Raw genomic sequence first — 12475 nt, forward strand, 5'->3', positions numbered from 1 at the left:
GTGTTATTTAAAACGAGACATTCTCTTTTATCGTTACGGTAGCAGGAAGCCATTCAGACTGATCTGACCATCAAAGGAGCCTCCGCCAGGATTAAACAGGAGGAAAGTGTTGTTATTGCCAACGCTGGTCACGAACACAATATTATTGACACCAGTCCCCAATGTCAGCGGACCATTGATCATCGCATTGAAACCAACTGCAGTTTCGACATCATCAACACCAGCATCGAACAATGAGATCAGGTTGTTATCGATGGTTACTGAAGAGTCTGTCGCGTCAATCAAGTCAAAGAAGATTGCGTCACCGGCAAGCCCTGACATATTGATAATATTGGTATCAATGATCACGTTCGAGTTTGCTGCTAAATCCACAAACCGAAGTCCCGTTGAACCTTCTCCAGCCATCACAAAGCCCTGATCGATATTATTCGAAATCAAGATATTCGAGGGGCCTTCCGTTTCAATTTGAATTCCTTCACTATTCGTACCTGTAATTGTGAAGTTGTTATTATTGAAGACTTGTAATGTCATCAGGTCCGTCAGCTCATTGCTGGTGGCATTGATGTTGATTCCCTGATTATTGGTAACCCCGGTCCCAATAAAGTTGTTTGCATTGGCAACCGTAATATTCATGGGGCCTTCCCACATCACGTCCAGGCCTGCAGAGTTAGAAGAACTAGTTGTAATCGTGTTTCCTGTTAACAAGACGTCTAGCAGTGAATCATCCAGCAAACCGCCCGATTGAATATGAATGGCATCAGCACTATCATCCGTGATTATGTTGTTTTGCAATGTAATGTTAAAGGCATCGTCGTCTGTATTATCCAGCTCGATATTTGCCGTAAATTCCAGAGAATGTTCTGTTCCATCAGTACCGTTACCCAGTAATTCCGAATCGGTCATCGAGAACGTACGACCGTTGACAATTCTGATACCATCCCCGGCGGAATCTTCTACTCGTACTCGTGCCAGTGTCACATTTGTTTCTTCGTCAACAGTGGTTTCATGCCATTCGATACCGGAAACTGTGGGAACTAGAATTTCCAGTCCGTCGAGAGTAACCCGATCGATGTCTTCCAGCCACACCCCATGAGTGGTCGCTTGAATGGTTCCCCCGGAATCGATCGTGGTACCATCTCCGGTAATCGAAAACAATCCTGGAGTTCTTACCAATCGAATACCAGCACTATTTGAATAGAAATCGTTCGTTGTATTTAAGTCAATACCAGTGGACGGGCCGGCATTCACAGTTGTGAGAACCATCGAAATATTCGAGTCTTGAATATCGATGGCTGCAGCCCCCGTCACATCGATGACACCGCTGGTTGAACTGAGTGTTCCCGTATTTGCATTTGCAATGAAGCCCAGGTTATCTGTGGCGGTGATATTCAAATCGCCGAAGTTCACGTTGCCGGGGTTATTTTCGACAAAGACGGCAGCTCCGACTTGTGGGGGAACCTGCGTTATAAATGAGATACTGTTAGCCGTAACACCAAGTGAAGAAAAATCGACAATGGGAGTCGTATTCAAAATGTGAACAGTTGGTACTGTCGCCCCTGTCGTGCCCGTCACTGTTGTATTGCCAAACGTCACCGAACCGGCAGTACCACCTTGTCCTGCATTATCGATCAACAATACCGAACTTGTCGTACTGTTATTAGACAAAACCATATTTCCCATGCGGATGACCGGACTGTCATCCATCACAATGAATGCTTCAAGTGCAGTCCCGGAAACCGTCGTAGTGCCTGCTACATTAAACGAACCGGTATTTCCGCCAGCATTAAACGAGATACCTTCGCCCGTACTCCCGATGACATCAAGGGTGCCTGAAAAGGCGATGTTCCCGCTCGTATTATTAACGTCGACACCATGATCTGTTATCAGGGAAACACCATTCGCGATCGAAGCATTACCAACAACGGCCATATTTCCTGACAGGTTTTCGACCAGAAGACCAGCACCATTACGATTTAGAATACTGATATCCTGCATCTGGAATACACCCTGGAAATCTTCTACGAAAATACTCGCGTCTGTCGCACCATCGACCACCGTGGCAGCCTGTGCGGTATTTCTAAATGTCACAATCGCATTAGCAGTACCACCGGTGACATGAACCCCTTCATTTGTGCTGCCTGTAATAGTCACATTATCCAGAACGGCACCACCACCAGCATTGCTGATTAAAACCCCTTGGCTGTTTGTATCAACAATCCTCGAACCTGTCATATTAACAGAGCTTCCGGTTGTATTCTGGATCAACACAGCACGACCTGCACCAGTGTTGGTGATAGTACCTCCATCAAATCTGACGAGTGGATCACCACCATCAACAACAAATGCATCACCGGCCGTGTTGGTGACATTGGTTGTATCAAAGGACAGACTGCCTGTCGTACTGCTCAGGAATATGCCTTCACCGACGGCGTTGTTCACATCAACATAGTTGACTTCGGTACCGGAAACACCAACACCAACGACACCACGACCTGAGGGGGTATTGAGAATAAAGCCAGAAAACTCACTGCCAGATGCAAGAATCACCCCATCGCCCACGGTGTTATTAAAGGTAGGACGCACGAGGCTGTTTGGTCGGAGCGGATCTCCGTATGACGGCGAGTTCGGCAGTAATCGGGAACCGAATCCCTGTATATCGATATAGTGTGGGACTCCTTGACCTTCACCAAGCACAACATCGCCGGCAGCAAGTGTGATTGGAGGTCCGTTATTAAATTCGCTTCCCGCGTGAGTAAAGATGATGTCAGCATCAGGTCCTGCCTGCGCATCGGCGATGGTTTGGAAGGGATCCAGTACCATACCATCACCGCCCGGTGCAGCCAGTGAATCAACGTGTGAGATGTACCAGGGTAGCCCGGTTGCCGGGTTGATGGCTGTCAGCCCAGAATCAACCACTTTGCGTTGTTCGACTACAACATTGTATTTTTTTCTGACCCGTTCAGACATACGATGCATCTGAGTCGATTTTTCCATCTTGTTCCACTCTGGACGTCCGGAGAAGGTCCAGGTGACATTGAAGAAGACATTCGTGTTAAAGGTGGCATCATTAGTGACGCTCAACTCTGTCAACACATTGGGTAATGCATTGGCCTGAATACGACCACTCCAGCCCCAGACATCTTCGCTGCCCGTTGCTGCAAAATGATAGGCTCCTGCATAAATTCGTGCTTCATGCTTTTGTGCCAGCTGACCCCAAATCGGAACTCCGAATTCTGCATCAAAACCACGCATCGCCGTTCCCAGTGTTCGTGTTTGATCATACAGAACATTATTTCCCGAGAATCGCTGACTGCCTTCGTTGAATTCCAGATTTAACTCTTTCTGACGTGTGCCGAATGGCAGATAGAAGTTCCCGTTCGCGTCCCAATAACGCCCCATTGTTTCTACATTCAGAACCAATTGCTGGAAAATTTTTGTTGAAGAGTCATCACGACCATAATAAACACTCGTTCCGAAGATCCGGTCTGTGTCGTAATTGAAGAAGCGGTAACCCAAACCGGCACTGCCACCAAGGTGACCACGATTCGTTCGGAACAACTGAAAGTTTCCAAACAACATACCAGCGTCGTCTTGATTTTTCGTCCATGTAAACAGGTAAGGCATCGCCTCCAGATAGGAAATCGATTCATCTAAGCCAACGGTTTTTCCTGCTTGGTGTCCAGCGCGAAACAAAGTCCCCATTCCATTTCCTGGAATGACTGATGAAATACCCCCAAGGGTATCGCCTGGCTCGGTCCCATCTGCAATGATTGTTGAAAATTCTTCTTCTTGGGCTAATAACGTTCCTGACATGGCGGATATCGCCAGAACGATTACGCCGGCGATCAGGCGAAATGCAATTTTCATAAACCGTCCAGAATAGCTTGATGTCAACACAGGCATCTGTTTCACCTCGGAAATGCACGCTGAGTGCAATTTGGTGTTATCGTCCCGCTCTGTTGTATTTTGTTCTGCCATGAAATTGTTTTTATCTATGACAATATTTTCAGGAAAATTCATGAGATAATCTCAACAAGTAATCTTCTGAATTCAGGAACAAGCCACGGAAAAAGCTCCATAGACTTGAACTATCAAGTTGTTTTTACGCAACACGCAAGCACTCAATCACAGACAATTCCACCAATGGCAGAAAGCAGTCCCTTTAACAGGGACATGTCTGTTTTGAATGTCTTGAAAAAATCAATTGTTTACTGGAATTGTTTCAGCGCGACCGGCTGGTAATCATCAGGAGAGAGGTTGTACTTGATCATTACACTTCTATCGAAAGATAGAAACTGGTCGGACCTATAAGATATGTTGTGACACGGACCGGGAAAAATGAGATTTTTGACGGAAACGTGCTACTGGTATTTGATTAGTTAACTGGTTGTTTTTAATGTGAATTGTGACTCGGAAGAATCATGAGACTGCCTTGAGGTAAGGCTGACTCGGTTTTGAACTGAACAGGAAAGGAATTCCGAATGGTTTACGTTCTTGACAGTTCTGAGAGAGATTGATTCTTTGAGTTTAAGAGATGATGGGCGGGAACATATTCTAATTTCAAATCCGACGAAAGACGAATTTGACCTTTCGATTGAGAATTTCTTGACAATTTTCAAAATAGTCGGCGAAAACAACTGTTTCACCTCCTTTCTGACCCCTTTAAGAAAAGGGGAAATGGCATACAATCCCTATGAGTAATGAACCTTATTTAGTGAATCTGGCCCTGAAATTAGCGGACGGTCTCGAAAAACGGTCTCCGGAATCGCTGGAAAAACATCGCTCATTTATTCTGGCACAACAGCAGCCAGATGGTGGTTTTACCGGCAGAGAAGGAGACTCGGACCTCTATTACACCGGGTTTGCTGTTCGCAGCCTGGGTATCTTAGGTGGCGTTGAAAAGCAAGAAGCGGCTGCCATCAGCCAGTTCCTCAGACAATTCCAGCTGGAAACACTGTCGACCATCGACCTGCTCAGCTGGCTATATTGTGCACTCATCGTTCAAGCATCAGGCGGCGAAGATCTGTTAGCCACGGCCCCTGAAAACTGGAATGCCCGAATTTTGCAAAATCTAGAACGCCTGAGAACCACCGACGGCGGCTATGCCAAGTCGGAACAAGGTGCTCTGGGAAGTACTTACCATAGTTTCCTGGTGGTATTAATCTACCAGTTAATTGGCTTGGACGTCCCTGCACCGAATGATTTGATTCAGTTTCTCTATGACAGGCAACGGGATGATGGCGGTTTCGTCGAAATTTCCCCAATGAAACGCAGTGGCACGAATCCGACGGCAGCCGCTGTTGCAACACTGAATATACTGAATTCTATGGATGAAGAGCTGAAAGGCGATGTATACGACTTTCTCAAGCAGGTCAAAAGCACGGAAGGTGGCTTTCAGGCAAACACGCGGATTCCCTTTGCCGATGGGTTATCCACGTTTACCGGGCTATTGACGGCGAGAGACCTGGGGTTGTCTTCACTGATTGATCCCGAGCAGATTCTGAAATTCATGACGGAATGGCTGGAGTTTCCCACTGGAGGCTTTCGGGGAGCCAGTTGGGACGAACAGGCCGATGTGGAATACACCTTTTATGGACTGGGAGTCCTGGCTTTACTCGCAACTTGGCCTGACAGTTAATCCTGCGTTATAATGGAAGATCTTCCATATACAGCAAGCGTCCACACGACTTACAGAAAACCAGCCGCCCGGAATTCAGCTCCACACGCAATTGCGGTTCAATCATCACGTTACAGGCAGAACAAAATCTCCCCTCGACAACCGCCAGTGCGCCTGCACCGTGTGATCGCACGAGCCGTGCAAACATGACTTTTAGATTCTCAGGAATAATCTGCTCCGCATCAGAAATCGTTGCTTTACACTCTTTGATTTCTTCATTTAAGCGACTGCGGGCTGACTCAAAATCCAGTGCTGTTTTTTTCGCTTCCGCGTGCGCGGCGTCTTTTTGCCGGACCCAGGACTGAACTTCTTCTTCCGTCTTGTCAATTTTTTCCATCAATTCCAGAATTTCATCTTCCAGAACACTATTGGCCATTTCGTCGGCTGCAATTTGACCTTTGATGATGTCAAATTCTTTATTCGACGAAGCGGCATTCAGCTTTCCCTTTAAATCAAGGATTTTAGCTTCGTTGGAATGTAAATCCAGATTCTTCTGCTGCACCTGTTTTTTTAACTGCAGTACCTGATCCTTAACCGCATTCAGCTTTTCATCCTGCAGTAAAGCGAACTGCTCTTTCAGCTTAATTCGCTTGGGACCCTGCTCTAATTTCTGGTCCACATCATATAATCTCAGATATAAATGATGTAAAGCTTTTAAACTTGATGCAGTCGTCGACATGTTAAAGAACTCCAGAAACGCTTATTTTTTATGAGGCGCTATGCGGCGGGCCTCAGTGCACTTGCTTTGTTATAAAGTTTTTTCCGACAAATAGCCAGACTCACGCAGGAAATCTGGCAGATCTTCCCGGCAGCGCTGGAATTAGCGACAATGAACATCTCTCTATTATTAATAAAAAAAACGCCGATCAATAATGACCGGCGTTTGAATCTTAAATACTGGCAGAAGCCGTGGCATCCACCACTTCTTCTTCGGTGGACTCCGCCTGTCCCCAATCCGGGGCTAAGCCTTCAATAAAGCCCTGTAGTTGCTTACTGCGTACAGGATGCTGTAACTTCCTGACCGCCTTGGCTTCAATCTGCCGCACACGCTCACGCGTGACTTTGAAAATCCGACCGACTTCTTCCAGTGTATAAGTATATCCATCACCTAAACCGAATCGCAGCTTGATAATCTCACGCTCACGGTAGGTCAATGTTTTCAATACATGATCAATTTTATCCTTCAACATTTCCTGGCTGGCTGTGTTGACAGGACTATCTGAATCAGAGTCCTCAATGAAATCACCGAAGTAACTGTCTTCACTTTCACCCACGGGCCGATCCAGGCTGATGGGATGTCGGGAAATCTTCAGTACGCGTCGCGTTTCTTCCAGACTGATACCGGCGACATCGGCTGTTTCTTCCATAGTCGGTTCGCGACCGTTTTCCTGCAACAGTTGTTTACTGACCTTCCGCAATTTGGACATGGTCTCGATCATGTGAACCGGAATTCGAATCGTACGTGCCTGATCGGCAATCGCGCGGGTGATGGCCTGCCTGATCCACCAGGTCGCATAGGTCGAGAATTTATAGCCGCGACGGTATTCATACTTATCGACAGCACGCATCAAGCCGGTGTTTCCTTCCTGAATCAGGTCCAGGAAGCTCAATCCGCGATTCCGATATTTCTTGGCAATCGAAACCACCAAACGCAGGTTACCGCCTGAAAGCTCCCGCATGGCAGTTTCATAGTCGAGATACCGTTGCTTGACGGCTTTGACTCGCTCGCGAAGCGTTTCAGGAGTCTCCATCGTCATCGAAACCAGATCCTGTAATTCCCGATCCAGGTTGGCACGGTTATCTTTGGAATCCTTTGCTCTCAGTTCATTCATGTCACGAATCTGGTCTTCCAGCTCCGTCATCCGCTGAGAAATCTGCTCCAGACGCTTCATGCCAATTTGAAGACGCTGCGTTCGCAGGCTCAATTCTTCAATCAAAGTCGCCATTTTCCGACGACGCTTCTGCAGCGAAGCGTGGGATGCACGGCGTTCCGACTTGGTCAATTCAGGATTGACAAATCGCTCAAAGTCGGCGGCATTTTTGTTACTGAGAAACTCCAGTGTCTTTAGATTATGGGGCATCCGGCCGAGAATCTGGTTCTTTTCCAGTCCTTCGGTGACGGAAACTTTAATTGTTCTGTCAAAGGGCAGTTCGGATTTATGAACTTTGTCCAGAATCTCAATCGCCTGTCGCATGGCGTAATCACTGCACAGCAATTCGCGGCGGAAACGGCGACGGGTGATTTCGATCTTTTTGGCAAGACGAATTTCTTCTTCGCGGGTCAGAAGCGGAATTTCGCCCATCTGCGTCAGATACATACGAACGGGGTCATCAATCCGGCGTGCGGTATCATCAATCGAGCGCGACCGGCCACCTTTTGGCTTCTCTGGCTGTAATATGGTGATGACCTGATCGGGGATGATATCTAATTCGATCTCCTCAATGGTCAGCAGGAGGTTGTCCAGCTTTTCAGGGTTAACGGCTTCATCGGGAAGATAAGCGCTAACCTGATTATAAGTCAGATATCCCTGCTTCTTACCATTTTCAATCAGTTCATTCAATCGGGCGTCGAGTCGGTGCACGTTGCTTCTCCCAATCTAGCAAGTTAATGGGCTCAAGTGAGTTTTTGATTTCGTTTCTGGTGGAACTCTGATGCTTTTTTCAACATCGCTTTCGCATCGGAATTCAGAGTTTGTGCCTGGGCCTTCTGAAACAGAAGTCCCTTGGATCGTTCGTGGTGTTCTCGTTCTTCCCGCCATTTCAGATTCTTGATGGAATGCTTCAAAAAATGAGGAATTCCCTCAAGCGAGGCCGGGCTGATATGAAGTTTAGAATGAATCGCTTTTTCGTGAGCATTGGCGTCAATTTTGACGACCAGCTGCTTTAACTCTGGATCTTCAATCCGATCCAGAATTCGATTCAGTTCCGGTACAACTCCCTCCTCAGTTAAATCAATACTTAACTGATAGAGAAACCGTAACTGGGGATTCTTCAAGTTGGCAGGGGAAATATGTTGATGAATTTGGGTGACGCATTCCGGATATACAAAGATAATTTCAAGAAGTTCGCTCTCAAGTTGATTGTCTTTCGTTGGATTGTCTGTTTTCTGGATATCACCAGAAGAGAATGTATTCGGAATAGAGTGGGAATTGTTAGAGGAGAGACTCGAATTAAAACCTGGACCTTTATTTTGTTTGACTTCACTCAGTCGTTTTCGGACAACTGCTTCGTGTAAACCCAGTCGATCTGCCAACTTTCTTAATATGATGTCTTCACGAATTTTACCGGTTAGGTTGGGACTTGCCGCCAAAAGCTCTAACATTTCTTCTAAAATTCGGTGCTGGCCATCAATTGACTCCAGTCCAAATTTCTTAACACAAACATTCAATTTAAAATTCCAGGCTTCAGGAGCTTGCTCTATCAACAGCTTCAAACTCTCAGCCCCCTGCTCTTCCAGAAAATCAGCAGGATCTTTCCCCACTGGCAACGTTAATATTTTTAAATCGACTTCTTGAGAAATGAATTTCGTTAAAGATCGTTCCGCCGCCTGTTGACCTGCGTTGTCACCGTCAAACACCAGAACCACTTTACGAGCCAGTCGCTTTAGATAGGAAACGTGCGTTTCGGTCAGTGCTGTCCCCAGAGTTGCCACCACATTCTTCACGCCAAACTGATGTGCTGTGATGCAATCTGTGTACCCTTCCACCACAACAACGGTTTCTGTCTCGCGAATTCTCTGTCTTGCTTCGTCCAAACCGAATAGCAGCTTACTCTTAGTAAAAATAATACTCTCTGGACTGTTGAAATACTTCGCCAGTCCTTCGGAGCTGCTTCCCGGCAGAATACGTCCCCCAAAAGCAACAACGCGTTTCCGTTCGTCGCGAACCGGAAACATCACCCGATTAACGAAATAATCGGAATAGCGAGTATGATTCTCTTTTTTGAAGATTAATCTGGCTTCTACCAATAAAGGAGTCGCAATTTTGCCTTGCGCCCGATTCACCAGCCATTGCCAGTTGTCAGGATGAAAGCCCAGATTAAACTGTTTGATCGTTTCTTCTGTGTACCCTCGTTCTTCGATCAGATAGCGACGGGCAAATTCCCCTTCGGGTGTCTCCATCAGACAATGGTGAAACTGCGTCTCTGCCCACTTCATTACATCAAATAAGGATGTTTTTTCAACTTGATTTGACCGCGCTGCCTGATTCGCCCCCGGTGTCAGTTGGGGAACTTCCAGATGGGCTTTCTCTGCCAGAATCTTGAGTGCTTCAAAGAAACTGACATCATCGTATTTTTCCACCCAGGAGAAACAGTCTCCCCCTGTATCACAGACCCAGCAACGCCAGGTACCACGGTCAGGGTAGACCACCATCGAGGGATTATGGTCATTATGAAAGGGGCAGATGCCTTTGAAATCGTGACCGCTCTGAATCAGCTGCACCGACTCAGAAACCAGTTCTACGATGCTCGTTCTCTGGCGGACCAGTTCTTTGAAATTTTGATCAAACCCTGGCGACACCAGTTTCTCCTGAACAGTTTAACAAGCAGCCCCCCGTCCGCCTTTTCGTCAAACATTGAAAAGTGGACACATGTTACTCAACCAAGAGTGCTTCCCTGCTCAGTGTTGTGTACTTCAATTTTACACCATACTTTGGGTTGGTCAAGAAAATCCATTACAAGATTCCCAAACCAGTACGTTGCTTAAGCTCAAATTTTGTATAATGTTACAAAAATACCTAAGCCTTCAAGTACAAGTAAAACCAAATACAAAACCCTACTTGTGCTGCTTGCTTAATCAGAAATGTCAGCGCAATCCGGAGCATGCCATCTCAACAAACTAGACAGTTGGTTTATGTGAATTATAGGCTTTCTAACGGCAGATACAATGGCTGCCAGCAATCTGTAAATGAATCGAGGCTGCTTCACTGATTATCATCGCTGAAGGCCGCTTTCCCGCGGGGACATTCGATGATTATTCTGCAGACGGCTCTTCCGCAGGAGCTTCTATGGCTTTCACTATCTGCCACAAAGAGATGGTGCCGAATTTTTCATTGCATTTGGGGCATTTCGCTTTGGCAATCCCTTTACCGGCTTTGCCACCAATCTGCTCTTTCTTTCGTGAATCTTCACTCACGATTAGCTGGCACCCCTGGCACTGTCTTCCGACAAGCGTTAATTCGATCTCGGGGTCCGCTTCATAAAATTCAAGACTCTCATTATCAAGCGTCTCAAATGCTTCTTCGCTGTAGTGACAGGCTACCGTATTAATCTGATCGGCCATCGGAATTCCCGAATCCTGCCCCAGATTATCGATGCTATAGAGCTCAGAAAGTGCCTCAGCAAACTTTCGATACTCGGTCAGCGAGAAGGTCAGATATTGATTTTCTTTTGAGTTTTCCTGTTTCGGCAAGGCCACCGCAATCCGCCCTTTACCAAACACGGGTACACCCGCAAAGACCGACTCATGGTCATACATCGTAGGAAAGGTCACGCGCAAGATCGGCATCTGATCGCTGTTAACGGTTTGCACACTGAATGCGGGAATTTCCGCGTCGTCTTTCTCTTCACGCAAATGTTGTGCGATCTCGGTCCGTGCCTGTTCCTGCTTAATCTTGGCCCCTTTTCCCAGTCGACCGGATTTGAGCAGTCCCAGTACCAGCATTTTTTCCGGAGAAATGACCAGATCAACGATCGTAAACGCCTTTTCCAGACTGTTGGGCTTCAGCTTCAGCTTAGTCGGATCGACGGCATGCAACTTGATGTCCTTGAACCAGCTGAGATAAGCGCCGGCATTCAAACCTTCTGAACCTTCGGCTTCAGCAGCAGCCTCATCAGGTGTTCCCTGCTCTTGATCTTCTTCTTTTTTCGCTGCTAACGGGACAAGATACATTACATTGCAAGCAGGACATTTCCCGGCAGAACCCCGATACTCTTCACGCACGCGAATCCGATGGCCATTGGGGCAATAAACAACGATACCCCCTTCGGTTTTGCCAGCGCGGCGGCGTCTGCGACGACCGCCCCCTTTGCGTCGCTTTTTCTCTTCTCGTTCTTCCTCCAGCGCCACATTCAACAACACATCTCCGCCTGTCGCGACGGAATGGTCTTCTGCAGGAACTTCGGGTGCAGGAGCTTCGGGAACTTTTTTTTCTGCTGATTCTTCAGTTGCAGAGGCAGCTTTTTCATCACTGGCTGCTGAACTCTGCTTTGCTTCCTCGGCAGATTCTTCTCTTGCCAGAGGAATCGTTGATTGATCCTCATCTCCCGACTCCATCTCGCCGGTCAGCTGAAAATCGTCATCCGATGCTTCATACTCAGTCACCGCGATACTTTGATCCAATTCGAAATCATCATCATCACGATTCGACGTCGAAGTCATCGTCGCCGTCAACAGTTGTGAATCACCTTCGGCTGAATCTTCGGTTTCATCTGGTAGCTGGCTGAAGATCATGGGTGCCGGATTTTCCTGCATCTTGCGATACGCTTCGGCAATATCTTCACGCATGAATGAACCACAGTTCCAGCAACGAACTAAGCCGATACGCACCATTTCATTACACAGCGGGCACGGCACCTCGGTTGGACTTGTATTGTTCTCATCCGGAGTTATGTCATTTGACATAATAAATCCCTGTAATTGGATAAATAATGACGTTGATGATAGTCAGATATAAAAATCATAAATGCTTCTGCAAAATGAATTAAACTCAGTATTTGCACTTAGATGGAAACAGAAGCATTTTTGTATGGGAATCGAATATTAGAATCTTCAATATACGCAACCGCGCTTAGCCAGAC

General features: G+C 46.8%; 6 protein-coding genes. 1 reads left to right on the top strand and 5 read right to left on the bottom strand.

The genetic code is table 11. The features are described 5' to 3' along the window. Positions 1–33: 33 nt before the first annotated feature. Positions 34–3867, bottom strand: a complete 3834-nt coding sequence (locus tag AAC022_RS01695) for a hypothetical protein (RefSeq protein WP_339727363.1) — start codon at positions 3865–3867, stop codon at positions 34–36. Between the two features lie 826 nt (positions 3868–4693). On the opposite strand from AAC022_RS01695, the gene AAC022_RS01700 reads away from it, so the two are divergent. After that, positions 4694–5638, top strand: coding sequence for a prenyltransferase/squalene oxidase repeat-containing protein (locus tag AAC022_RS01700; RefSeq protein WP_339727364.1), 945 nt, complete (start codon positions 4694–4696; stop codon positions 5636–5638). A 7-nt stretch (positions 5639–5645) separates the two neighbouring features. On the opposite strand, the gene AAC022_RS01705 is transcribed toward AAC022_RS01700, so the two are convergent. The 4 genes from AAC022_RS01705 to AAC022_RS01720 form a co-directional block, all read right to left on the bottom strand. Beyond that, entirely contained in the window at positions 5646–6356 is a 711-nt protein-coding gene (locus AAC022_RS01705) for a C4-type zinc ribbon domain-containing protein (RefSeq protein WP_339727365.1), read from the bottom strand. Between the two features lie 211 nt (positions 6357–6567). Continuing rightward, a complete protein-coding gene (rpoD, locus tag AAC022_RS01710; protein ID WP_339727368.1) occupies positions 6568–8259 on the bottom strand; it encodes an RNA polymerase sigma factor RpoD in 1692 nt (563 codons plus the stop codon). A 32-nt stretch (positions 8260–8291) separates the two neighbouring features. Beyond that, entirely contained in the window at positions 8292–10196 is a 1905-nt protein-coding gene (gene dnaG, locus AAC022_RS01715; protein ID WP_339727371.1) for a DNA primase, read from the bottom strand. Between the two features lie 453 nt (positions 10197–10649). After that, positions 10650–12299 (bottom strand): hypothetical protein, encoded by a 1650-nt coding sequence (locus AAC022_RS01720; RefSeq protein ID WP_339727373.1) that lies wholly within the window; start codon positions 12297–12299, stop codon positions 10650–10652. Positions 12300–12475 lie beyond the last annotated feature (176 nt).

Origin of the sequence: uncultured Gimesia sp., from assembly GCF_963976445.1 — a bacterium.
Classification (GTDB): Bacteria; Planctomycetota; Planctomycetia; order Planctomycetales; family Planctomycetaceae; genus Gimesia.